Origin of the sequence: Pseudomonas sp. UBA6315, from assembly GCF_002438125.1 — a bacterium.
In the GTDB taxonomy this organism is placed as follows: domain Bacteria; phylum Pseudomonadota; class Gammaproteobacteria; order Pseudomonadales; family Pseudomonadaceae; genus Aquipseudomonas; species Aquipseudomonas faucium.
The window spans coordinates 17,430-40,616 of record NZ_DJTF01000112.1 but is presented as its reverse complement, the minus strand read 5'-3'; the positions used below and the strand labels follow the sequence as shown (position 1 = coordinate 40,616).

The 23,187-nt window shown below is 58.0% G+C and carries 20 protein-coding genes and 1 pseudogene; 13 read left to right on the top strand and 8 right to left on the bottom strand.

The annotated features are described in order from the left end of the window. On the bottom strand, positions 1 to 154 hold a 154-nt coding region (locus B3E94_RS25610; RefSeq protein ID WP_414708151.1), incomplete at its 3' end, for a hypothetical protein. Between the two features lie 234 nt (positions 155 to 388). Between B3E94_RS25610 and B3E94_RS14030 the strand changes: the two genes are divergently transcribed. Further along, positions 389 to 889 carry a peptidylprolyl isomerase gene (locus B3E94_RS14030; RefSeq protein ID WP_286913972.1) on the top strand — a complete coding sequence of 167 codons (501 nt, stop codon included), beginning with the start codon at positions 389 to 391 and terminating at the stop codon, positions 887 to 889. Next, positions 886 to 1,608, top strand: coding sequence for a UDP-2,3-diacylglucosamine diphosphatase (gene lpxH / locus B3E94_RS14025; protein WP_236193272.1), 723 nt, complete (start codon positions 886 to 888; stop codon positions 1,606 to 1,608). Before B3E94_RS14030 ends, lpxH begins: the two co-directional genes overlap by 4 nt. A gap of 109 nt (positions 1,609 to 1,717) precedes the next feature. Here the strand turns inward: lpxH and B3E94_RS14020 are convergent, their stop codons facing one another. Then, entirely contained in the window at positions 1,718 to 4,036 is a 2,319-nt protein-coding gene (locus B3E94_RS14020) for an acylase (RefSeq protein WP_286913970.1), read from the bottom strand. A gap of 195 nt (positions 4,037 to 4,231) precedes the next feature. Here B3E94_RS14020 and B3E94_RS14015 point away from each other — a divergent pair, with 195 nt between their 5' ends. Continuing rightward, on the top strand, positions 4,232 to 4,606 hold the full coding sequence (locus B3E94_RS14015; protein WP_236235807.1) for a fe2+ zn2+ uptake regulation protein: 375 nt from the start codon (positions 4,232 to 4,234) through the stop codon (positions 4,604 to 4,606). Positions 4,607 to 4,642: 36 nt separating this feature from the next. Here B3E94_RS14015 and B3E94_RS14010 read toward each other — a convergent pair whose 3' ends face one another. Next, positions 4,643 to 4,831, bottom strand: a complete 189-nt coding sequence (locus B3E94_RS14010) for a hypothetical protein (protein ID WP_172229109.1) — start codon at positions 4,829 to 4,831, stop codon at positions 4,643 to 4,645. Between the two features lie 150 nt (positions 4,832 to 4,981). On the opposite strand from B3E94_RS14010, the gene B3E94_RS14005 reads away from it, so the two are divergent. The 8 genes from B3E94_RS14005 to B3E94_RS13975 all read left to right on the top strand — a co-directional run bounded on the left by B3E94_RS14005 (position 4,982) and on the right by B3E94_RS13975 (position 10,550). Then, positions 4,982 to 5,440: a hypothetical protein gene (locus B3E94_RS14005; protein ID WP_286913967.1), complete on the top strand. Its 459-nt coding sequence runs from the start codon at positions 4,982 to 4,984 to the stop codon at positions 5,438 to 5,440. A 280-nt stretch (positions 5,441 to 5,720) separates the two neighbouring features. After that, positions 5,721 to 6,089 carry a Mor transcription activator family protein gene (locus B3E94_RS14000; protein WP_286913966.1) on the top strand — a complete coding sequence of 123 codons (369 nt, stop codon included), beginning with the start codon at positions 5,721 to 5,723 and terminating at the stop codon, positions 6,087 to 6,089. Between the two features lie 146 nt (positions 6,090 to 6,235). Next, positions 6,236 to 6,502: an antitoxin Xre/MbcA/ParS toxin-binding domain-containing protein gene (locus tag B3E94_RS25605; protein WP_409521223.1), complete on the top strand. Its 267-nt coding sequence runs from the start codon at positions 6,236 to 6,238 to the stop codon at positions 6,500 to 6,502. 168 nt (positions 6,503 to 6,670) lie between these two features. Beyond that, positions 6,671 to 6,880, top strand: a complete 210-nt coding sequence (locus B3E94_RS13995; protein WP_286913965.1) for a hypothetical protein — start codon at positions 6,671 to 6,673, stop codon at positions 6,878 to 6,880. Between the two features lie 18 nt (positions 6,881 to 6,898). Then, entirely contained in the window at positions 6,899 to 7,105 is a 207-nt protein-coding gene (locus B3E94_RS13990) for a hypothetical protein (RefSeq protein ID WP_286913964.1), read from the top strand. Between the two features lie 107 nt (positions 7,106 to 7,212). Then, the gene (locus B3E94_RS13985; RefSeq protein WP_286913963.1) at positions 7,213 to 8,499 is read left to right on the top strand and encodes a hypothetical protein; all 1,287 of its coding nucleotides are present in this window, start codon (positions 7,213 to 7,215) and stop codon (positions 8,497 to 8,499) included. A gap of 392 nt (positions 8,500 to 8,891) precedes the next feature. Next, positions 8,892 to 9,113, top strand: a complete 222-nt coding sequence (locus B3E94_RS13980; RefSeq protein WP_286913962.1) for a hypothetical protein — start codon at positions 8,892 to 8,894, stop codon at positions 9,111 to 9,113. A gap of 495 nt (positions 9,114 to 9,608) precedes the next feature. Then, the gene (locus tag B3E94_RS13975) at positions 9,609 to 10,550 is read left to right on the top strand and encodes an SMEK domain-containing protein (RefSeq protein WP_286913961.1); all 942 of its coding nucleotides are present in this window, start codon (positions 9,609 to 9,611) and stop codon (positions 10,548 to 10,550) included. A 64-nt stretch (positions 10,551 to 10,614) separates the two neighbouring features. Here B3E94_RS13975 and B3E94_RS13970 read toward each other — a convergent pair whose 3' ends face one another. The 5 genes from B3E94_RS13970 to B3E94_RS13950 form a co-directional block, all read right to left on the bottom strand. Then, a complete protein-coding gene (locus B3E94_RS13970) occupies positions 10,615 to 14,823 on the bottom strand; it encodes a bifunctional RecB family nuclease/DEAD/DEAH box helicase (protein ID WP_286913959.1) in 4,209 nt (1,402 codons plus the stop codon). A gap of 30 nt (positions 14,824 to 14,853) precedes the next feature. Beyond that, on the bottom strand, positions 14,854 to 16,938 hold the full coding sequence (locus B3E94_RS13965) for a hypothetical protein (RefSeq protein WP_286913958.1): 2,085 nt from the start codon (positions 16,936 to 16,938) through the stop codon (positions 14,854 to 14,856). Between the two features lie 415 nt (positions 16,939 to 17,353). After that, complete coding sequence (locus B3E94_RS13960) at positions 17,354 to 18,034, bottom strand: DUF2290 domain-containing protein (protein ID WP_286913957.1); 681 nt, start codon at positions 18,032 to 18,034, stop codon at positions 17,354 to 17,356. Next, positions 18,031 to 20,193: a DEAD/DEAH box helicase gene (locus B3E94_RS13955; protein WP_286913956.1), complete on the bottom strand. Its 2,163-nt coding sequence runs from the start codon at positions 20,191 to 20,193 to the stop codon at positions 18,031 to 18,033. Before B3E94_RS13955 ends, B3E94_RS13960 begins: the two co-directional genes overlap by 4 nt. A 392-nt stretch (positions 20,194 to 20,585) precedes the next feature. After that, positions 20,586 to 21,494 (bottom strand): site-specific integrase, encoded by a 909-nt coding sequence (locus tag B3E94_RS13950; protein ID WP_286913951.1) that lies wholly within the window; start codon positions 21,492 to 21,494, stop codon positions 20,586 to 20,588. 420 nt (positions 21,495 to 21,914) lie between these two features. Here B3E94_RS13950 and B3E94_RS13945 point away from each other — a divergent pair, with 420 nt between their 5' ends. Both B3E94_RS13945 and B3E94_RS13940 read left to right on the top strand, forming a co-directional pair. Further along, positions 21,915 to 22,220 carry a hypothetical protein gene (locus B3E94_RS13945; protein WP_286913949.1) on the top strand — a complete coding sequence of 102 codons (306 nt, stop codon included), beginning with the start codon at positions 21,915 to 21,917 and terminating at the stop codon, positions 22,218 to 22,220. A 95-nt stretch (positions 22,221 to 22,315) separates the two neighbouring features. After that, positions 22,316 to 23,076 (top strand): annotated as a pseudogene (locus B3E94_RS13940) (SIR2 family NAD-dependent protein deacylase). The last annotated feature ends 111 nt before the right edge of the window (positions 23,077 to 23,187 follow it).

Below are 23,187 nucleotides of genomic sequence, written 5' to 3'. Positions count from 1 at the left end.
AGCCGTTGGGCTCCGGCGGGAAGCGGGTGACGATGCTGCTGTGCTTGCCCGAGTCCAGGTCGGCCTGGATGATCGGCCGCAGGAAGTTCGCAGGGACGGCGGGAGCGCCTTTGGCAGCGGCGTTGGGCGCGTTGTCGGCAGTGGGCTTGCTCATAGGATCCTTGAATGCACGTGTCCGGCCTGGGTAGGCCGATTGAATCAAAGGGCCTATCATAGCCGAAGCAGTCAAGCTGCTGACAGCCGGGCACCGACAAACTGGTGCGTTTTCTTGCAAGCCGTGCAAAATGGCCGATGCGCACCATGTGTCGCGCCCGCCAGATCCTGCGTCAGGTGTTAACCCGCGCACTGCGCCCCCTATTTCGATTGCCTTGAAAGAGCGAGTTTCAGCATGTCCAAAGTCAAACTGACCACCAACCACGGCGACATCGTCATTCAACTGAACGCCGAAAAGGCGCCGCTGACCACCGAAAACTTCGTTCAGTACGTCAAGGAAGGCCACTACGACGGCACCGTGTTTCACCGTGTGATCAAGGGCTTCATGATCCAGGGCGGCGGTTTCGAAGCTGGCATGAACCAGAAGAAAACCCGCGCCAGCATCCAGAACGAAGCCGACAACGGCCTGAAGAACACCAAGTACAGCATCGCCATGGCCCGCACCATGGAGCCGCACTCGGCTTCGGCGCAGTTCTTCATCAACGCCTCCGACAACGACTTCCTCAACCACAGCGGCAAGAACGTGCAGGGCTGGGGCTACGCCGTGTTCGGCGAAGTGACCGAAGGCCGTGAAATCGTCGATGCCATCGAAAAAGTCGCCACCGGTTCCAAGGCCGGCCACCAGGACGTACCGAAAGACGACGTGATCATCGAGAAAGCCGAGATCATTGAGTGATCCTGCTGATCTCTGATCTGCACCTGCAAGAAGAACGCCCGGACATTACCCGGGCGTTTCTTGATCTGCTCGACGGCCGCGCGCGGCATGCAACGGCCTTGTACATCCTCGGCGACTTCTTCGAAGCCTGGATCGGCGACGATGCCATGACGCCCTTCCAGCAGTCGATCTGCCAGGCCCTGCGCCAGCTCAGCGACAGCGGCACGGCCATCTACCTGATGCACGGCAACCGGGATTTCCTGATTGGCCAGGACTTCTGCAAGGCGGCCGGCTGCACCCTGCTCGCGGACCCCAGCGTGATCACCCTGGGCGGCGAGCAGGTGCTGCTGATGCATGGCGACACCTTGTGTACCCGCGATGTCGGCTACATGAAGATGCGCCGTTACCTGCGTAACCCGCTGACCCTGTGGGTGCTGCGCCACTTGCCGCTGGCCACGCGCCACAAGCTGGCGCGCAAGCTGCGCAGCGAAAGCCGCGCCAAGGTACAGATGAAGGCCAATGAAATCGTCGATGTCACGCCTGAGGAAGTGCCCAAGGTGATGGCGGCGCACGGTGTGCGCACGCTGGTGCACGGCCATACCCACCGCCCGGCGATCCACAAGCTGGTGGTGGACGGTGAGCCGGCGCGGCGCATCGTGCTGGGGGACTGGGACCGGCGGGGTTGGACCCTGCAGGTGGATGGCCAGGGCTTTGCCCTGGAGCCGTTCGAGTTCTCCTGAAGCCCCCATCGCCGGCAAGCCGGCTCCCACAGATACACCGCATGCCTTAAACCTGCGGCGAACCTGTGGGAGCCGGCTTGCCGGCGATGAGGCCTGTGCGGCACTCAGCTCAAGGCTGGCTCGCCACAACCCCCTTGTCCCGCTCGCTGATCACATACTGGCGGTACTCAGGGTCAGCCTTGATCTGCGCCTCGGTAAACGGCATCGGCGCCAGTTGCTTGGCCGAGAAGGCCTTGGTCTGGTCGCTGGCATGCGCCGAACCCGCTTCGCTGGACTGCGAAAACGCCAGCAAACCTCGCGCCTGCGGCCCCTGATCGGTGAAGCTGACCAGCTGCAAGTAGCTGGTACCACTGACCACCAGACGCTTGCCCGGCCCCTGCGGCACGCTGAAGATCGCGTTGTACACCCCAAGCCCCTGCGGGCCACCCGGCACCGGCGTGCCATCGGCCGCCTGCTGGATCTGCCCCCACTGGCTGCCCTGCTCCACCCCGGACTTGGCCACCTGCTGCAGTGAAGCCAGCGCTGCTTCATGCAGCAACTTGCCCACGGCCGCCTGTTCGAACGCCAGGCCACGCGGGGTGTGCTGCGGGTCTGCCGGGTCGAATGCAACCCGCCAGCTTTGTGGCTGCTTGGCCAGCGCCTCGACCATGTTGCCAAAGTGCACCAGGCCAATGCCGCTGTTCAGGTCAGCCTTGCCATTCCATGCCGCCAGGCTTGCGCACACCGCCTGCACATCCGCCTGGGCGCCCTTGCACCACTGCAGCAGGTCTGGCAGCACCAGGCTTGCCAGGTATACCTCGTCATCCAGCACCATGCGCTGCAGGTCGTCGACGCCCAGCTTGGCGTTGCCCTGCAGGCGCTGCAGGGCAAAGCGCCCGCGCATGCCCAGCGGCTGGTCATCGCGGCTGATCAGCGGCGAAAAACCGGTCAGCGGTTGGGCCGGGTTGGCCATGCGCGCGGGGTCGTTGGAGTTCTGCACGAAGTCGCTGCGCTCCAGCTGAGGCAGCATGTGCGCCGGGAAGATACCCGGCTGCGCGGCTTGGGCATCGACCTTCCACTGGCACGCGCTGCGCGAGCCATCGAGCACCACCAGTGGCCCTTGCGCGGCCGGGTTGCTGCACTGGCTCAACAGTTGCTGGTCGACGTAAGGCACCACCGACTGGTTCAGGTACAGCGCCCGGCCGCCCTCGTCCACCGCCAGGGTATTGACCCAGGGGATGCCTTGCAGCTGCGAGATGGAACCCTTCAAGGCATCGAGGCTGTCGGCCCGGTTGATGCGGTACCACTGCTGCAGCACGCGGGTGTTGTCCAGGTTGGCATCGCGCAGGCTGTAGGCGGCTTGGGTGTCCCAGTCCAGGCGCCCCGGCCACTGCACCACGGGCCCGAACTGCGAACTGTAGACCTGGCGCTGCACCTGGCTGAGGCTGCCGTCGGCGGCCTTCACGGTCACGCTGACGGCCTGGCGTGCCAGCGGCAGCGACTGGCCATCGAGCAGGTAGCGGGTCGGGTCCTTCGGGTCCAGTTGCAGGCGGTAAAGAGTGAAGTGCTTGGACGTATCGACCGTGTGCGTCCACGCCAGGTGCCGGTTGAAACCGATGTTCACCACCGGCAGGCCGGGCAGTGCGGCGCCCATCACGTCCAGCTGGCCGGGAATGGTCAGTTGCATCTGGTAGAAACGCATCCCGCCCATCCACGGGAAGTGCGGGTTGGCCAGCAACAGGCCGCGGCCATTGGCCGAGCGTTGCCCCCCGACCGCCACGGCGTTGCTGCCGCGCTCGGCGGCAAAACGCTGTTGTTGCGCCAAGGCCGCCCCAAAGCTGGCCGCTGAGTGCTGGCTGGCCAGCTGCGGCGGCTGCGCTGCCGCCACCGCCTCGGCAAACTGGCCGACGCCGCCCTCGGCCAACAGCCGGCGCGTCAGTTTCACCAGGTCCAGGCTGGTGATGGGCCGCAGCCATTCGCCCGTCCCGCACTCGGCTGGCAGGCCCTGGCTGCGACGCTCGCCCAGGGCCCGGTTGAAGCCGCTGGCATAACCTTCGAGCAAATCACGCACCGGCGCCGGCTGGGCCTGGAGGAAGGCGTTCACGGCAACGGGGCTATTGAGCCAGGTGAAGAACAGGTCACTGGCCAGGTTGTCACGCTGCTCGAGGGTCTTGGCCTGGGCACCGAAAAAGCGCGAGCGCTCGCCGTTGACCGTCAACACTTCGTTGGCCAGCAGGCACAGGTTGTCCTGGCCATAGGCATAGCCGATGCCGTAGCCCAGGCCGCGCTCATCCTTGGCCACGATATGCGGGACGCCGAAACTGGTGCGGCGGATCTGTGCGCTGGCATCGGCGCTGGCTTCCCGCGCGTGGGCGGCAAGGCTGGAGGTGACCAGGGCAGCCGCCAGGCCTGCACAGGTCAAGGGACGCGAAATCGACAACACGGGCATTCCTCGGATTCAGGGGTCATTTCCGATCAGACGAATGGCTGGATGAAAATTTTACGCAGGGCAGGCAGGACAATCGTCTTTATGCAGACGGCAAAGCATCTTTTTTTTCACCAAGGCTGCAGATTTGCCGATCTCATTCGTCCTACTAAGTGAGGCACCCATGTTTCGGGACAGTCCACGAAAAGGAGCATTCACATGTACAACCCGCAACCCTCGATGCACACCGGGCAGGCACCGGCAAAAGCGACCCTGGGCAAGGACAGCGGCGGCGACGAGCGTGTCGGCAACGAGCTGATTCGCGAGTTGCTGCGTGCCTATGGCCTGCGTACCAGCCTGATACGCCTGAAGGTCATCGATGCCTTGCACAGCGCCGACCGCACCGGCCGCAGCATTGGTGTACGCGGGGTGCACGCACAGCTCGAGCAACTGGACATCCCACTGTCGTTTCTCAGCGTGCGCGAGGTGCTCAAGCGCCTTTGCGCGGAAGGGGTGATCAGCCTGGGCAGCGACAAGTGCTACAGCCTCGACCCCCAGGCGCGGGCCATGCTCGAGCAACCCTGCGCGCGCTGACGGCACGGCCGGCCAATGCTGGCCGGCCGGTAGGCGTCAAGGCTTGACCTTGCGCCGCAGAATCCCGTTGATCACCACCACGACCACGGCAATGGCGATGGCCAGCATCTGGAAGGTCTGCTCGCTGATGGTGCCCTGCTTTTGCAGATGGGAGAGGCCCAGCATGAGGCCCAGCACCACCAGGATGATCAGAACTGAGTATTTGAGGCGCTGCACGTGTGTCATTGAAAGGTCCTTGCAACATCGGAGTCAGATGGCTCGCCGCGAGCCGCGGCAATGATACAACGGCCACGGCCACCGGCGCTGCATTTCCTGCTTAGCGTGGCGCGGCCGAGCTGAAAGCATGGGTTTCCCCCTACCCATGCTGGAGCCACCATGCTCAAACCGGCGCTGTTCATCCTGCTGCTGCTCCCCACCCTGCCCGTTCACGCCCTCGACCCCCGACACACCGCGCCCGAGCGACTGCTCAAGCTGGGCGAGCAACTGGCGGCCAGCGCGGGCGCCAGCCAGTGGCAACAGATGTGGCAGCGCACCCGCGCGGCCGGCCACTTCCAGGCGCAGGCCACGCTGGCGCATTTCGTCATTGAGCAGGCGCGGTTGCCGAAACTGGCCCTGCTCACCCTGGCCAGGGCCGACCAGGTCCAGGCCCTGAGCGACAGCGTGGCACGCTATCGACGCCACTTCCCCGATCAACCCATCGGCTTGCGCGGTGAACAGGTGCTTTACGCCCTTTGCCTGGAGGTCGACTGGCGCACGCTGCCACTGGGCATGGCCGACCTGCCGCACGCCTACCTCGCCAGCGCACGCCTGCTGGGCAGCTATCCCTGCAGGTAACTAGAGGTTCAGGTACCCATGTGGTTTTTGCAGAAGCACCTCACGAAAAATCAAGGCTTGCAGCGCCTCTTTGAGGGCATGTCCTACACGCTGAGAAATCGCTGCCTGCAACTTGCGCTCACCAAGGCTACAAGCACCACACCACTTGGCGCCTAGCGACAGCCTTCGTCGGTCACTGAGAATCAACCCACGCCAGCGACACCACACCGCTGGCGACCACCGACCCGCCATCACGGACCTTCGAAGCATTCGCGCCCCATCCACCGCGAGGAATCCTCACATGGAATTTCCAGACCTCTCTGCCATCGACATCAGCCAGCTGCCGCATTCGCTGCAGGCGCTGATCGAATGCATCGGCATCGAGAACGCCTACCAGCTGACCTGCGCCTATGGCGGCAGGCCCAAGTACATCCCCAAGCACCGAGAGCGCAGCAAGCTCGCCGAACTGCTGCCAGGCGAAGCGCTGGACGCGCTGATCAAGCGTTTTGCCGGCGTGGCCCTGGAAATCCCCAAGGCTGACCATTTCGTGCGCCAGCTGCGCAACCTGCAGATCCAGAAAGAAAGCGCCGATGGCCTGTCCCGCAGCCTGCTGGCCGACAAGTACGGCCTGAGCCTGCGGCAAATCGGCAATATCCGCCGCCAGGCGTAGTTTTTCAACTTGACCAAAAAGTTTTTCACTCAAAAGTAAAATGAAGCCGCACTTACCGTCCTTCGTCCTAGTAGGTATGGGGATGGCGCTGAACGCTTAGCGAGTTCATAGTGTTGAGGTGTACTTGCGCCCCTCGGAGCGTCTCCATGATTGGTCAAGTCATTTACGGAATCGCCGATCAGCCTTCGGCTCACTGCTGGACCACTGCCCATCACGCCTTCTTGACTAGGTGTAACTGGATCGTCCGGAAAGCTACCGAGGTACTGGGAAGCCATGAGGCTGCCGAGCGGTGGCTTACCCATCCCGCTCTGGGGCTTGGACATCGGGCGCCTTGCACGATCTTGGTCACTAACGAGGGCTATACTCAAGTTTATAATTATCTATGCCGAATTGAGCACTGTGTTTATACATAAACTGAACCGCACATTCATTGGAATAATCGACGCAAGCGAGCCGCTGATACGGCAAGCGTTTTAGTCCATTCCTTAGGTCCATAAAGGTGAGTCCTCTGGTTTGGCCGAGCACGAGGTGTAACCTCAGCGTCCTATAATTCAGCATCATCTGGTTGGAGCGCCGTAACTGTGAAGCGCACGTTTATTGGAATGGTCGAAGCAGGCGAGCCGCTGCTGCGGCAGGCGCTTGAGGCCATTCGAAAGGCCCAGGAGGCGGAAGCTTCTGGATTGCCAGAGCATGAGGTGACTCGGCTCCAGCGTTTGGCCGACTCGCTTTACCAAGCTGTGATTGATGTCCAGCTTGTCAAAGCAGGCAATCCGCCGTCGACCGTTCACTAAGGCGCTACAACTGAACAAATGACGCAGAAAACGCCAGTCCTTTACCCGGATCACCCTATGTATGCCGACGCTGTAGAGGCGATGAAGCGGTACCACGAAGCTCAGGTCTCTGGCAGCACGGCTGAAGAAATCGAGCGGCTGCGTCAAATTGCAGAATCCCAGTTTCGAGCTGTTAATGAGTATCAGCTCAGAGCTTTGGGTTGCCATTCTGGGAAGCCTCAATGACCCAAGCAATTGATGCGCAGCATGCTCATTGGCAACGTGAAACAGGCTTTACTGGGCCTTAAATTATGGCAAAATGACATCATGGAAGGCAATTTCAGGGAAGAACGGTGAAAAATTGGTACTCGGGTTACAACTTCCATCCTGTCGGACAAGGCCTCTTCACCAGTGGCGTTTTTCAACTCGAAGGAGCTGAACCGTATTGGTGGGTTTTTGACTGTGGAACTTATCTAAAAAAGCATCAGGTCGATCTTACTAAGGAGCTTGACCAGCTGCGTCACTCGGTGGAGAAATCTCGCTTCAATGGGAAACCGAGATTGGATATGGTGTTCATCTCTCACTTTGATAGAGATCATATAAACGGTCTCTTAGAACTTTTAGTCAAATTCGAGGTCAGTCGCCTAGTGCTCCCGTACATCCCTCTGCATCTGCGAATAAGCATCGCGATGGAGGTGAGGACAAGTACGTTTAGCGAATGGCAACTGTTCGTCATTGATCCCGTCAAGTATATCGCCTCGGCGCAAAATTTGAATGTTGAAAGGGTAGCACTGGTCCTACCAGCCAGTACGCTAATGCCTGATAACCAGGACATACTACCCAACACTTCAGACGATGGCGTTTTCATAGAGCCACCGCCACTCCGAAGACCTACCATTGTGGAAGAAGGCTACCTGGCTGGCAGCTATCCAGTCGAATGGCTTAGCCCCTACACACGGTTCAATATTAAGGACATCTGGGAGTTTGTCCCTTACAACGATTCCTCGCTGAAACCACATGCCTCCGCGCCTTTTCAGAAAGCCATCGGGAAGCTCACGGCCACTCTTCTCGACACTGCATACAAGGGCGATCGCGGAGCGATCAAAGCTTCTATGGAGCGGATTTATAACAAGACCTTCGGGGCCTCTCCCCGCCTAAGGAACTTGATTTCCTTATTCGTATATGCAGGGCCCATAAACGGTAGTACCAACGCACGGTATACCTACAATACGTCAAATGAATTGACTTCGGCTGATTGGGAAATGCTCAATAAAATCGGCTATCCCTATTATTGGTACTGGTTCCTCTTACCGGCCAGAGTGAGCGGGCCGAAATCACTGCTACTCACCGGTGACGGATCGTTAAGTTCAAGCCGGCAGCTTGAGCAGCTTGTGGACTACCTTGGCCAACCCCGCATTGACTCTATCAAGGTGTTCCAGGTCATGCACCATGGCGCTAAGTCCAGTTGGCACGATGACGTAGCTCGGGTGATCGCGCCGGAGTTTAGCGTTTTCTGTGCTTTCCCATTCGGCTCTCATCCTCATCCTCATCCCGCAGTTGAATTCGCGTTGCGAGCAAACGGCCCCGTGTACTGCCGAACCGGTTATGGCTTTACCCTGTGGCAAATGCCATTCGCGTAGAATGGTGTGGGCAGCGCACTTGCATGCAAAAAACAGTCGTAAGCAAGAATAGCTAAGCGTTGATGCACAGCCGGAGTTAATAGCAATGAACCGTCCACGTGTTTACGAGAGGTGTGCCGGGACTCCCTCACAGTTCTGGACCTTTTGTCATGGCGCTTTCTTAGCGCGCCGTCAACGAGTACTGCAGAAAGCGACAGAGGTGCTCGGAAGCACAGACATCGCCGAGAATTGGCTTTTCCACCCCGCAATAGGCTTAGGGTAATGCGCACCATGCTCCTTACCGGCTGATCACGGAAGCTATGCACAGGTGTGCGATTTTCTATACCGACTTGAGTACGATGTTTACACCTGAAATGCATCGCTGCCTCCTCCCGGCTCAGGGATTCAGTCAGATGCTGTTTGCCCTGAATCCGGGCTTGCCGGACGATCGTTTTGAAATCGACCCCTCAGGCAAAAATCGATCAAGATCGGATATTTTCAAAGACTTTCAACAGATGCGTCTGCAGAATGCGCTCGGCTTATCCGTCCTCTACACCATTGACCCCAATGCAATCATACCTGGCAAAATCGCAGACAATAAAGATGAGCTTTCAGAAGGCGCCCCTAAGCAGTGAACCTCAAGGACTTGTTTTCCATTATTGCTATTACCCGTTATCAAAGCTGTCGACAAGTGCTATGACGTGCGCGGCTCTATTTTGGCGGAGCTGGTGAGGTCATGCCTAGAGGAACGAGCAAGAGTTCCGCGGGCACTACGGGCCTACTACCACTGTCACGTGCAGCAAGAGGCGTTGGCGTACCTCGAACGTTTTACAGAACGCTTAATGTTCGGCCCAGGCGGTCGACTTTCCCCACATGAATACCGCTATTGGATGAGACCAGCCTCGGAAAACAGAAATCCAAAAATGAGCGCCTGGGCTACGGCCGACGCGCGCCTTAACCGTCAATGTCTGGACATAGGGCTTGAGCAGGCGTCGGCACCACTTACCTTCGAACTTCCATCCAGTTGAAGAACCAGAGCCATCCAATGAAAATCACTCCAACCAAGGCTGTACACCAGGTTGGAGCAATCTCAACCTGAGCGTAGCTCAAAAGTATACTTTAGGTAGTCCATGCTTATTCACGAAAAATTATTGAAACGCATCATAGAGCACCTGGCGAGAATCAGCGCGCATGCAGAACTCCTGGGTAAAGTTCATTTCTTTGACCACCACATTGCATCCGAACATTTCTTTCAACAGTTCCTTAACCAAGTCTATGGCTACCAGCTCACGAATGCTAACCACGTCAGACTTAATGCTGCCGCCATTGACCTCTGCGACCCTCAGCGCAAATTGGCGATTCAAGTTACAACACAACGCAACGCCACAAAGATCCAAAAAACCGTAGATAACTACGCTAAGCATGGGTTGGGCGGTACGTACACCACCCTGAAAGTAGTTATTATAGGAAAGCGAACAGGTAGTTACAGCACAGTTTCAGTCCCACCAGGTGTTACTTTTAATGGAAAAGTAGACGTCATTGATAACGCTTCACTGGTCAAAGACATCGCAAAACAATCCACATCTGCCCTAGAGGCCATCGTAGAGGTGATGGAGCGAGAGATTACCTACAGCCAGCATATCTCAGCGGTCGAGAAAATGTCTGATGAAGATGCCATTCTTGAACTCCGAAACCTAATGGACCGCCCTGCACTACAAGACCTGTGGCAATGGGAGGCTAACTTCAGGTCATTCCAAGATGCCATTACTGATTTAATCACCGCCATCAACACGGGTCATATCAACGGCGCGCTAGTCACGAAGCCTAGATTTGCCTACAGCGACAAAACTACGGCTAATCGGATGGATGCAATCTACACTCAACTACGCCTGCTTCGACAGCTTTTCCGTCAACATGTCATTTCTGGCGAAATTGACCTTGACGCCAACCGATGCCAGTTCCAAACGGCTCAGGCGGGTACGGCTTTCGATGCCCAGCGAAACGCCATCAATGCCCAGTTCAATGTATTGCTGGCAGAGTTCAATCATCCCACACTGCCTGCAATTGGCTAGCCTCTGAATTCCCTGCGCGAGCCACTCCGGGCAGAGGGAGAACAACTCCGCCTGCCCGGAGAGATTATGACTGGGGCTGTTTGCAACGGAACGAGCCCTGCCGTCTGTTGACGATCCCATTCCCGTCTTGAAACGGGATCGACATGTCCGTACGGCTGTCAAGGAAGGTTTCGGCAAAGTACTTGAGCAAGCGCGAGTCCCGCATGATCTTGATATCACCCGGCAGGTGGTTAATGACCTCCTGGCTGGCCAACACGATCAGTTTCGCCCGTGGCCGGGAGGACATAACATTGAAGCGATTGAGCGACAATAGAAATTCATCTTCGTCGGCAATGGCGTCGGGGTCTCCCAAAGCATAGCTGGCAATGATGACATCTCGTTGCTGACCCTGGAAACGCTCGACGGTGTTCACGGCATCACGAATTAGCTGAGCGTCGTCCCCAAGGGGTCCGAATAAGGCTTGCAAGCGAGATACCACCAGCGCCTTGTGTGCCCGGTGGGGGGTCACCACGCCAACGCCGCTTTTCCAGAAACTCTCCGCATCATGCAGACCGCTGCCGACTGCGTCCGGCAAGTTGGCCAAATCCTTCATGAGATGGCGCCGTAGCAGCACGAGCAATGCAGCCACCGTTTGTGCCTCGAAGTCGTTCCATTGACTGCTTCTACCCTCGGGGTAGATAAATGCGGAAATAGGCTGCGTCGGATCCAGAAGGACCGCCAGTTCTTCGGCAAACTCAATACTAGGTGGCCAATCCTGGGGACGGAGCTTCGGCAGTGGTACGTCGGTAGCAATCCGCAAATCAGGGAAGAATGCACTCAATTGTGCAGGGTACCCTGCAAAGCGGCTAAACCCGACAATAGCGGAGTTTGAACGATAGTTTTCCAGCAAACTGACCGGCTTAACACCGCGATGGTCGGCCACAAAGTCATAAACTGAACCCACCAGCTTCTCGAGCCCAACGGGCGGTTCAACTTGCTGAATAGGTGGTAATTGTTTGGGGTCACCCACAACGATCACAGAGCCTTTGGCTGCGATTGGAGCCAAGGCGAGGACGGCATTCGCCATGTCCATCTGTGAAGCCTCATCGATCAACACAACATCAAACAGTGGTTCTGCCGCATTTCCGTTTACAGCAGCGAACTTGGTGACCTGCTGCGGCGGTGCTGAAACGATCACACTACAGAGTTTCGCCCGCAGCGTCGCATGAAGCTCGGCAACCTTGGGATCCGACTGATCATTCAGCAGGTTAATCTCCGGCGCCAGTTCCTTTGACGCCGCTTTAGCACCAGAGCGCAAACGCACCAGCTGCACCGCCCCGGTCTCCTGCGCCCCTAACGCCAAGATCTTTTGGAAGCCTTTCACCACGACGTTGTCAGTAGCATCGTAGGTATTGCTGGTGACCAGAATGCGTATCGGATTATCCGTTTGCTGAGAGTCCACCAGTAATCCGAGGAGAATCGCCCGCAACGTCTCGGACTTTCCGGTGCCCGGTGGTCCCCAGATCAACGCCAGACGCTGCTCTACCGCTTGGCGCAAGGCATCCCATTGGCTGTCATTCAACTTGACGCCATAGCCTTCGAGTCGCGGCCGAATCCTGCCAACGCTTCGTTCCGTTGGGGTTTGTGCTAGCACTGCGGTATTCCACAACACCTCTTCGACCGGGACCGAAGCGCTGACTTTCTTGACGGCGGATTTGCCCAGTACTTGCAATGTCGATACTCCCGCCTCCACGGCTAGCGGGGGATTTCCAATCGCTTTTAGTGCCTTTTCCAAGCGTTTGGTCAAGAAGTCAGTCACCAACTTGTCCAATACAACATCTTGACTCAGGTCCAGATCCCGCTCGATCGAGCGCAGGAAATCATCAATCTCCGGGTCCAGATACACGGCAATACAGCGCTTGTCACGATCAATCGCCAGAACCGTAGCCTTGGTTAACGAAGTTGCGTAAAGGTAGGGACTCTTGATTGCGGACGGCAGCGGTTGACCGCCGATCACGTCCCTCACCTGCATCGTATGGAAATCAGCCATGGACGCCGGAGACAGCGCGCAAAGGAAGTCCCCCGCTTCGAACTTCGCTTCCAGAGAGTGTTGACCGAGTCGATAAATCCTTACGCCAGGCGCTTGATCCACCCCCAGCGACATTGCTGCTTGGCTGGCCTCAGCCCCCACCAGTTCGCGCTCAAGCCGGGCTGCCAGATAGCGAGCCTCGCGCTCGTGTACCGGAGTGGCCATGGTGATGGTTTGCTCAAGTGCCGCCACCTGGGCGTTCAGCTTGGCGTAGGCAAACCATACCTGCCCATCCGCGCTGACCTTGTCTAACATAGAAGGTGCCTTGATGTCGGCGATCTTCGGCGAGCGGCTGCGCAATGCCCCTTTTAATTCCAAGCGCAAGCGATTTACGATCGAGGCCGTCGCCCGCAACTTTGTGGTCACAGTTGATCTGAGCTGACTAACCTGCTGGCTCCAGGGACGCGGTGCACCCATCCTGGTCCAAATTTCATGAGCCCGCTCTGATGGCACCTGGTCGGATAAGGGATCTTCAAAAATGGTGGGGACACGGAATTCGAAAGGTGTGCTGCCGGGCTTGATCGGCGGCCGGAACTCGCGCGCCAGGGCCAACAGTGAGTAGTAATGGGGAATCGGGGCCGCGACCAGGGCTTGCACCGCATTTCGCACAATCGTGATGGGCGCATTGGCGGAACGATAGTTTGCGTTTTCGATCAATTCGTCGGCTGGGAACAACCAGGCTAACTTTTTAAGGTTGCTGTCGGCCATGATGTATTGCAGGTTGCGGCCAATGACCCGGATCAGGTGTTCATACGTCACCGAGTCCCAGATATAGATCTGCACAGTGGCCTTCGGGTCCACCTTCAACGCCGCGCTCAGTGCTTTGTTCAGGTAGCTCAGGAAGCTCAGCAGCTCTCGGCGCTCGCTCTCAATGCTCCGAGTATCATTGACGAACACCTGCGCCTCGACGCGATCAACTTCGCCATTGATCCTGGAGAAACCGGCTATGCCGAACGCCAGCGTCAAACCACTTCCAACGTCAAAATCTGCGGAGAGGTACAGGCTGAGGTCCGACCAACTGGGCAGCACTGCGGAGGTACCCGACCCTAGTGGGATACTACTCACGTTAGTTGCGAGGGCCTGCGCCCTGCCCGCCACGACGGTGCGCGCCGCCCGTAACCGCGGGTGGCAATCGAACGCTTCATCATCAGCAGATAAACCCGCTAAGGTTTCAGCCTGGGTCACCGCCCGATCTCCCAAAGCCCGTCGTGCGCCGCGAGGCAAAAAAGCAATCGAACTCAGGTGACCATCCGCTGCGGCGCGCGGAATGCAATGCTCGGCATGAGGCTTAACATCCGGATTCCAGCTGTACCCTAAATATTCACAACCACTGCAGGCGGTACTGACGTGATAGTCCTGGCCACGCCAAGGTTTATCAAGGGCGGCGCGCAATTCGACGTTAAAAAAGTAACGCAGCCGCGGAGCGAACACTTCGATCTCAAGGGTTTCGATGTCCAGCCTCAGTGCTGCTCGGAGCTCCGCTTCCGTGGCTTGCCTTCCCTCCTCGCGCCTGGCCGCTTGCAGCTTGACGATCTCCGCTGCATCGTGCGAGCCAGGCCAGATCGCCGCCTCCGCAACCACGGCGAATCTGTCAGCGAACCCCTGATCCTCCAGCCAACCGGCAAGCGCAAGCGAATAATATGTGATCTCGGCAAAATACGAGGCACTGGGCTCGGCCGTCATTTTGATGTCGATGACCCGAAGCCCTACCCGACCATCGGCAGCATGTACTGTGCCGTCAGCGTGAACGATCCGCTCAATGTCCTCCGCTGCGATCACCTGGATTAGATCAGGTATGAGGCTGGCGAAGGCGAGCTCATAGGTAGTGCTCATCTCGTCAATGGTCAACGCTCGCGTGAACGTCTCACCAACTTGGTACTCCGGCCGTACGAGGAACATTCCGGGCTGTGCGCGCGCAATGACCGTCGACAATTTTTGGTTTTGGTAGTCTTCTTTGGTCTTCTCACCCAGCACCGACCTACCGCCAAAGGTTACCTCGAGATCATGTAGCTTGGCCTGCTCCCAGCGCCCCCCCTCTTCAGTCAGCGCATTCATACCCGTGCGCCCCACTGCTTTGGGTGGCATTTCGAGCAAGCTGCGCGCAGGCTCGTACTGCTTGTTGTGGGGGTAGAGCATCAACGCCAGTTGGCGCGGACAATCGGTTCGAAAATAGTTGCTGATAACCCGCTTACTGAGATATGGCACTGGCGTTCCCTTCCACTCCAATTGAGCTGACTAACGCAACGCCTCCTTGAGCGGTACGTGATCAAGCCTGATTTTTTTACTCTTGGCCAAGGCTTGCCCCACAAGAAAGGCCCTCCTCAGAGCAATCGCGTCAATTGCATTAAAGGCTATCGACAGGCATCCATATCGTTCGCGCCATTCAGCAACCGCCACATCTGCGGCCAAAAGGTCAGTTGGCGAGACAAAGAGTTCCTGCGCCTCGCCTGCTGGACGCCGGCCACGACGAAGAATGAAAATGGCATCCCACAGTCCGCGCTCGCCCTGCCCATGCAAGCCCATACCCACTTCACCAGGCATTGGCAGAACACGAGTAACGTGTAAGCCGGTAACAGCAATGGCTTCTGCTAGCGCTAACCACGCAGGTGCTTCGGTATGCCGATAGCTAAATGCTACCACTCCTTTGGGGCGCAGTACTCGTTCAATCTCTGCGAACGCCTCGCCCAGCCCGGTGATGAAGTGTTGAACACTCTGCGGCTGGTGCTTGCGTGCGACCAGGCTCTCGCTCATGACATGATCACGGGACAAGCTGCCGATCACTCCTAACGCCTTCAGCCAAGGCGTGAAGAACTGTGCAAGCTCGGAATAGGCAATGTTGTCGAAGTATGGCGGGTCTGTCATGACCACGTCGACAGAGCCACTCTTGAGAAAGCTCAGCGCGCGTGCGCTGCCGAGGTGGATGCGGCCTGGGCGCTTTGATAATCGACGCGCAACAGAAATGAACTCCGCTGTCGCCTTTGGTTCTTTGGGGGAGCGAGCATAAGCGGCGGCCTGCCCCAACTTACGAACCGTGTTGGGGAAGCTTCCTCGCCCAGTCCGCTCGACCCAAGGATTCAACTCCACTGGCCGTTGGATGTGGCGAAACGCGCGGACCGAAAACAGTGGCGTCAGGCGGCGCCAGCCATAAGCATAGGAAGCCATCATGCAGTTGGTCGTCAGATGGTCGCTGAATGCCATGGCTATGAATGGTCGAACCGGCTCTGGCAAAACGTCAATTTCTTTCAGCAGCAACGCCAAATGCAAAAGTTGCCGGTCATTGAACAGCTGCGACCATTGACGGTAGCCATAGGCGGTCAAGCGTTCATCCGACCAACCCTCAGCTTCAACCGGATCCGCCGGTAAGGCGAGACTGCCCTCGGCCAGACCGCGGCGCAATACCATGGAAGCCTCCGCGTACTGCTGACGGTCATCGTCAGTGGCGCGTCTGAGCACCCGATTGGCAATCGGCACTACCCGGCGGTCATCGGTGCGGGGAATGGTCTCGACGGCAAAAAGCCGCCAAGTGGGGACACCGCTACGACGACCGTGGTCAATCAACGCTTCCGCATGCCCACAGTTCGGACACGCCGCTCGCCCCCCTTTGCCCGGACCGTCGTCACACACTGTGTGTTGACCGCAGGAGGTACAATCAAACGCCCGCGTGCCAGAGGCTAGCGTCGCGACTTCATCACAGTGCGCGCACACGGCATGACGCACTTTTCCGTCATCGGCGAGGATGTAGCTGGGGTGAGCATCGAAGGTAGTCGAACACTGCTGGCAACTGACATGCTGCACCCAGAAATGATGCAGTACGAGATCATCCCCGGAGCGATGGAACTCGAGCACCTTTTGTCCCACGCGTGCCTTGAGTTGCTCCAGGGCCGGTTGCAAATCCGGCATGTCGGCAGCATCGAGCTCGAGTTGACTGACTGCACACGCGACTGGATCGACATCACAGCCGTGGACGTTGGCCCCCAAGCGAAAGGCTTCAAATACCGAGGTGCCACCACCTACAAACGGGTCCAATACGGTAAGCCCTTGTAAGTCAGCAGCGCCGTAATACAGCGATTCAAAGTCAGCCCCCGGCGCACTCGTCACTCCGATTAGCAAGCTTCGAAACACGGAGGGCAGGCGGCGGGCAAACCACTTATGGGCGGTGTAGATAGGACGCGGACGCCGACCATCTCGCATGGCAAAGCGTATCAGTGTCTCAACTGGAATTTCGTCAGCTTCAGCAAGGGTTAGCGCAGGGATGGTCAAACGTTGCTTAGCTGGGGCAAGCAACGCCAACGCAGGATTCGGAGTGCTTACATCACCCACTGAAAATTCTCGCTTTTAAATTTGGCAACTGCGGTAGCCGATTGCCCCGAGACAATGACTAGACCGGGCAGGTCGTCCGCTAATAAGATGACCGGCGATAGTACCCTGTTGACCGCTTCGGGTCACCCAAACAGTCCTTCGAATGAGCCTCATGAAAGGCTGGTGCAGCCTCACGCAGGCTGGCCCAACAGCACCGCCACCCTGCCCTCGTGCCGGACCTGCCGTTGAGCTTGGTCGCCGGTTGCGTTTCACTGGCACCACCTGCCTCCCATCGAGGACGCCTGGGTGTGCACTCACCTGAGGACAGACCGAGCACGGGCATCATTCTGCGCCAGGATCCTCAATGCGATCTTGCCCGAAGACGGCCAGAGCTAACTGAACGCTGCCGGCATCTACGGGCAGTAAAACCTTCGGATTATTCTGCTCCCGGTACGCTCAAGTGAATCAGCTTTTGTTCGTTGGCACTGATACTGACATCGAAAAAATGCTTGTGATCAGGAAACCGCGAAATGAATTCGTGCTTATCGGTTTGATAAAAATTCCTGACAATGAACTCAATGAATTGTCGTGGCGTGAGTGGGCAGTGCACGGGGATACGGCATCCTTCAACATCCCCAAGCGTCAGGTGACAGGAGGGATGCGCTACATCCTTTGTGGCGCCCAAGTCATAATCGAAACGTATGGGAAAGGGAACCAAGCGACGACTGACAATATCCACGTACAACTCCTCGCGCAAATAGACCTCCGGATCATCTTGAAACGGACGCAAGCTCGGCGAGGGATAGTAGGCGAGCCGATGCTTGACTAAAGAGTCCTTATCAAACCTATACGACAACTGCAGCAGGCCACCATCGATAAGCTTCAGGCAATATGATCGGTTGGCAAAAAGCTCCTGATACAGATCACCATAGTCAATATCGCCCATGGCGAGAGAAATCGCCTCGGCTCCGTGAAAAGTAACTTCCCACACATCAGCGCCGATTTGTCTCATCGCAGGAAAATTTTGATCATCCGCTAGCCCGAGGCCTATGAGCTCAGCCGTCAGACACTCCAGATCGTGCCTCACCTTCTCACGCGCCGGTGCATGTCGACTCATTTATTGCCACTCAACAGCGCAAGCAATTTCGCTCGCGTTTCACCGTCAAGATCCTCAGGATTCAGTTCGCCCGTTTCTAGGGCGTGAGTCAGCTCCTGCGCATTGTACTTCTTTTGCTCCAAGCGCTGCTTGTCATGCTCCGACAAATCACGATGAACAATCCGCAATTTACTCAGTTGCGCGTCGGTGGGGTAGACCATGTCCAATCGATATTGATGCTGCTTCAACAGCGCATACTCTTGCACCAACGCATCCATGCCCGGTCCATGACCAACCACCCGTACCCAACCCTTGCTGCGGGTAATTGCGGTAAACAGTCGATTGCGCAGCGTCGACAAGCCAGCACCCACGCCATCACATTCCTGTGCATTAATGACGTACACCATCCCGGCCTCGTTACCCTTGGCCCGATAGATACCGGTGAAGGTCACCGAGCCCAAATCAGAGCGGAAGAAGACATCTTGGTCAGTATCGACGCCGGCCAAGTGGCTTTGAATACCTCGACCAAATAAGGTCTTTCGTATTGCGGCACAGCGCTCACGAGCGTTGATTGGATTAGGGTTGATCACGATGACATCATCGTAACGCAACTCATCCTCATTCAGGTTTTTTTCGATCTGCTGGGCGACCCAGTCATTCTGCTCGGTTTCACTGTTGAACTTGATAATCTGCACCAGCTCATCGATGGACGAGTGGGTCTCGAGGAACAGAGGACTGGTTTCATCGGTTCGCTCCAATGAAACCGGAGCGCCTTTTCGCAAGTCACCCGAGTGAACGCGATAACCGATCTCCCCCCATAGAGCAGGCTGCTCAAACATTTGCACCAGACCAGTCTCCGCCATTCTGGGGGGAGCACGGTAAACACCGAAGCCCAGGGCATGTGCGGTGACCAGGACCGGCCGTGAATTCCGATAGCATTTTTGCAGAATCACGTCTCGCCGGTGCTGGTGATCTCCGGCGAATGAGACCAGGGCATTGCCTTTATCATCGGCTCCGAACAGATCTTCAGGAGGTGGCAGCGATGTACCGGACAGGTTTTGCAATTCATCGTACGCATAAACCAACCGCTTTGGCGCCTTAAGCATGGCATAGCAAAGCTGCAGGAAGCTCGGCGAAAAATCTTGCGCCTCATCAACCAGGATAGTGTCGTAGACATCTAACGACTTGTTGATTTTGCTAAGCGCGACCTTACAGGCGCCGTCAAATGCATAATGGCCCCCACCAAAGCGGCTACTGGCAGTGCGAAAATCGTAGAAATCAGCGCCACTTTGACGGCAGGCTTCGTAATACATCCCATCTCGTTCCGCCCCACCAGGAGCGCCCCAAGCATTCAAGATCCGAAGCTTGGTCCAATCGGGCTCTTCACCACTCTGCTCGATACAGAAATTGTTGATCAACCGTTTAAACTGCCCCTTCAAAGAACGGGTGTTAAAGGTTACGGCGATTCGCCAATCGGGCTGTTGGGTATGCAGGTAAGCGGCTTTTAGCGCCAGGACAATGGTTTTACCCGAGCCCGCCAGGCCGCGAATACGCTGCACCCCTTCAACCGTCTCCACGACAGCACGATTCTGCCGGTAATCCAGGGTGGCAATGGAGTCTTCCAGCTTTTTCAGCTTCGCACCGAGCGAGTCGACGCGCGTCACTTCACGCTTAGAGCGGCTCTTGCGAATTGACGACAGGCTCTCGATGGCCGACGTCGTCAGGCGATAAATCTCATCATCCGCATTGTCCCATTCGAAGCTCTGAATCAGCGATGCGAGATTGTGCTCATTCGCCAGCGGGTAATCTTCTTGCGCATGACTTGCAAGATTGATCAACGACGGTGCAAAGGTGATGACATGCAACTGCGGCAGGAGCTTCCGCCCCTTCATCAGGTCTTTATGCAGTTTCAGCTTCGACTCGATCTTGTTGACGAGATCATCTTGACGGTCAGCATAGTCCCCTAGATTCTGCCCTTCTACTATATCGAAGAGAATGACGCCTTTATCGGGATTCAAAAAAGTCGCATCCACGAAATACTTGCCTTCGGGAGTTGCGATCAATGGGTAACCGAAGAAACAACTACCATCAAGACCAATAGTATTTGCCAAACAATCCTCAAGGGCGGCAGACGCAGCGGGTTTGCCATTGGTTCCTCGGGTGAACTCCACTGTATTCATAAAGGCATCCAGACTAAAGGGGTGAGTGTCGCACACTGCTTCACACAATCATGCCGAGGAGTATACGAACAATAGAAGGCTGCAGCGACCCCTCCCCCTTGCCTCTGAGCAAGTAGCTGGATCAGCTAAAACGGCCATTACCCTGCTGCGCGCCACACGGAGGACGATGCACTCGAGCAAGCGAACGGAAGAGGTTTCTGCCGCGAGAGCGTCACGCAGACAGCGCCGAGCAATACAGGCCCTGGCCCAGTTGCACGCTTCCAGACTGCCGGCCTGGGTCGAGGCATATCCGCCAGCCGTGTTCAGGGCGACTACCAGATTGCGCGTCCCAGTCCAGGTGGTGCTCACTGAAATGATGGGCCAGTGGCCCAGCAACAGAGTACCGCACCGCGTTACTCTGCCCACACGCCAAATGGCGCCTTGCTATCTATATAGCGGGCTGCCGTTTGGATGTCGCGCCACCCGACATAGTCCATCAGAGCCTTGCTATTCCACTGGTTCGCACTCGCCCAGGTGGCAAAGCCTCGACGCAAGGAGTGCCCCGAATAGCCCTGCGGATCAACGCTGCTGCTAACCATGATTTGCCGCAGCAGCCGCGAAATACTGTTGGGATTCAGCGCCTGTGCCGAGAGGTGCCCCCACCGATCGACAGCGCGAAACAGTGGACCGTACTGGATGCCACTGCACACCAGCCACTGCTCAACGGCCATTACCGGGCACAGTCGCTTCAGCGCCGGCACACTCAGCTGACGCCCCCGATTACTGCGGTCAGTCTTGCTGCTGGGCAAAAATGCCACGAGCCCCTCCCCCCGGCGTATCTGTACGTGCTCAGTCTGGAGCCGGCACAGTTCATCGCCGCGTAAGGCCCGCCAAAAGCCCAGCAAAAGCAGCGCGCGATCCCGCGCGGCGCGCAGGCACACCGCCTTCTCGGTACTGAGCAGCGCTTCCTCGAGGCTGTCGACGCAAGCCTGCAAATCCTCTAACGCCAGAGCCTCGGCCTGCTGTTGCGGCTGCGGGTGCAGCGCCTGGATGCCACGCAGGACATCGTGCACCTGCGCCGCCTTGGTCGGATCGCTAAAACCATGCGCCCGGTGCCACTGGGCCAAGGCCGCCAAGTGTACGCGCAATGTCCCGCTGCTCAGTTGCGCCCCGTAGGCGGCCAGATAGCGCACCACACTTTCGCTGGACGCCGGCAGCAACCCGCCCCACTCCGCCTCGAAGTGTGCAATGGCTTGGGCATAGCGCCGCTCGGTACTGGCGCGACGCGCAGCCCGGAGATAGCGCTCGGGCGAAGTGTCCACACCTTCCTCCCGCTGTACCCCTCATTCGGCCAAAAGGCTGCTAATAGCGGTATCACGTTCGAGAATCTGGGCTTCTCACACCTCAGAATTCTGCCCGTTGAGCGCTCAGGACGACTGGCTGTACATCTGTAATTTCGTACCGCTCAATCAGTACGAAATAATCGGCCGTAACACCGCTGGGATTGCTGTAGCACGTCATCGGCGGCGGCCTTCGCCGAACCCGGACTGACGCTCGGGTCGCTCCAGTCTGCGTGCATTTGTCACTCCGCCAGGAGCGCATCCACTTCTCAGTGTAGTCAAAGGTCGCGGCGCCCCCTGCACAGTGCCACCCGCAAAACCTGACCCCGCGCGACCGATGGCCGATTGCGCAAGCCGCCGACTTCTACGCTTAAAGGAATGCTGGCAAATGGAGACAGCCCCATGAAAATCCTGGGTCGCGTGGAACAGCAAGCCGTGACCGATGTGCGCTGCGATATCTGCGATGCGTCCACTCGGCTGGCGAACGACAACCTGCAGTACGGGACGCTGGAGGCACGGTGGGGTTATGGGGCGGCGCACGACGGCGAGCGCTATGAAGTGCACCTGTGCGAGCGCTGCTTCTTTACCACCCTCGCCTTCCTCAAACAGGAGCGGCGTACCGTGCACCTGTTCGACAGTGACCCCAACCCCAGCGAAGCGGAACTGGGCCTGGTCAGCCGGAACGATTGGTCCCGCAACGGTGGCTGACGAGTACGACACGTCAGACAGTCCACTTTGTGGGTGGGTATGACCCGCGAGCCCCGCTGAGTTGACTTAGGCCCTAGCGAAGGAGGCCACTGTCGATGGACGTACTCGCAGACGCCGCCACCGCCTTGCGGCAGGCACGCCACATCGTAGTATTTAGCGGCGCGGGGATCTCCGCTGAAAGCGGCATCCCGACGTTCCGCGATCAGCTGACCGGCCTGTGGGCACGCCACGATCCGCAGCGCCTGGAAACGGCAAAAGCCCTTCGCATGAACCCGGCACTGGTGTGGGGTTGGTACCTCTGGCGTCGCCAGCAAATGCTGCAGGCAAAACCCAATGCCGCGCACCGAGCGATTGCCCGCCTGGCTGGCAGTGGACGGCAGGTCACGGTTGTAACCCAGAATATCGATGACCTGCATGAGCGTGCCGGCAGCCAGGGCGTCGTCCACCTGCATGGTAGTCTGATGACTCCAAAGTGTTTCGCCTGCCACCGTACCGCCGCCCTCAGCAACGTTGAGCAGACCGTCTGCCAGGAGGGCGAGCTGGTCGAGCCGCCGCGCTGTAGCCACTGCAATGGCCGGCTGCGTCCGGGTGTGGTGTGGTTCGGCGAAGACCTGCCGGCGGGGCCTGGAAAGCCGCCGCGCAGGCGGCACGCCATTGCGATGTGATGCTGTCGATCGGCACCTCTGGCGTAGTCATCCCGGCGGCCAGCCTGCCTGACCTCGCCCTGACGGCAGGCGCCGTAGTCATCCACATTAACCCCATTGACGTCAGCATGGACGGGCCGCGGGAGCTGATGCTGCTGGGCGAATCTGGACAGGTGCTGCCCGCGCGTCTGGAACTGCTACTCGCCAGCTGAGTGGCCACTCGTCAGGGAATCATTTATCCCAAAATATGAGCCGACGACCGTGCGCCTGCGGCGGCCGAAACAGCGCAATCGGTTTGCACCATACTGTGTAGGAACCACCTT

What these genes read in the sequence shown, in the direction of transcription:
- B3E94_RS14030 (WP_286913972.1), top strand. Translation starts at nt 389, where the DNA reads ATGTCCAAAGTCAAACTGACCACCAACCACGGCGACATCGTCATTCAA.
- B3E94_RS14020 (WP_286913970.1), bottom strand. Translation starts at nt 4,036, where the DNA reads ATGCCCGTGTTGTCGATTTCGCGTCCCTTGACCTGTGCAGGCCTGGCG.
- B3E94_RS14015 (WP_236235807.1), top strand. Translation starts at nt 4,232, where the DNA reads ATGTACAACCCGCAACCCTCGATGCACACCGGGCAGGCACCGGCAAAA.
- B3E94_RS14010 (WP_172229109.1), bottom strand. Translation starts at nt 4,831, where the DNA reads ATGACACACGTGCAGCGCCTCAAATACTCAGTTCTGATCATCCTGGTG.
- B3E94_RS14005 (WP_286913967.1), top strand. Translation starts at nt 4,982, where the DNA reads ATGCTCAAACCGGCGCTGTTCATCCTGCTGCTGCTCCCCACCCTGCCC.
- B3E94_RS14000 (WP_286913966.1), top strand. Translation starts at nt 5,721, where the DNA reads ATGGAATTTCCAGACCTCTCTGCCATCGACATCAGCCAGCTGCCGCAT.
- B3E94_RS25605 (WP_409521223.1), top strand. Translation starts at nt 6,236, where the DNA reads ATGATTGGTCAAGTCATTTACGGAATCGCCGATCAGCCTTCGGCTCAC.
- B3E94_RS13990 (WP_286913964.1), top strand. Translation starts at nt 6,899, where the DNA reads ATGACGCAGAAAACGCCAGTCCTTTACCCGGATCACCCTATGTATGCC.
- B3E94_RS13980 (WP_286913962.1), top strand. Translation starts at nt 8,892, where the DNA reads ATGCTGTTTGCCCTGAATCCGGGCTTGCCGGACGATCGTTTTGAAATC.
- B3E94_RS13975 (WP_286913961.1), top strand. Translation starts at nt 9,609, where the DNA reads ATGCTTATTCACGAAAAATTATTGAAACGCATCATAGAGCACCTGGCG.
- B3E94_RS13960 (WP_286913957.1), bottom strand. Translation starts at nt 18,034, where the DNA reads ATGAGTCGACATGCACCGGCGCGTGAGAAGGTGAGGCACGATCTGGAG.
- B3E94_RS13955 (WP_286913956.1), bottom strand. Translation starts at nt 20,193, where the DNA reads ATGAATACAGTGGAGTTCACCCGAGGAACCAATGGCAAACCCGCTGCG.
- B3E94_RS13945 (WP_286913949.1), top strand. Translation starts at nt 21,915, where the DNA reads ATGAAAATCCTGGGTCGCGTGGAACAGCAAGCCGTGACCGATGTGCGC.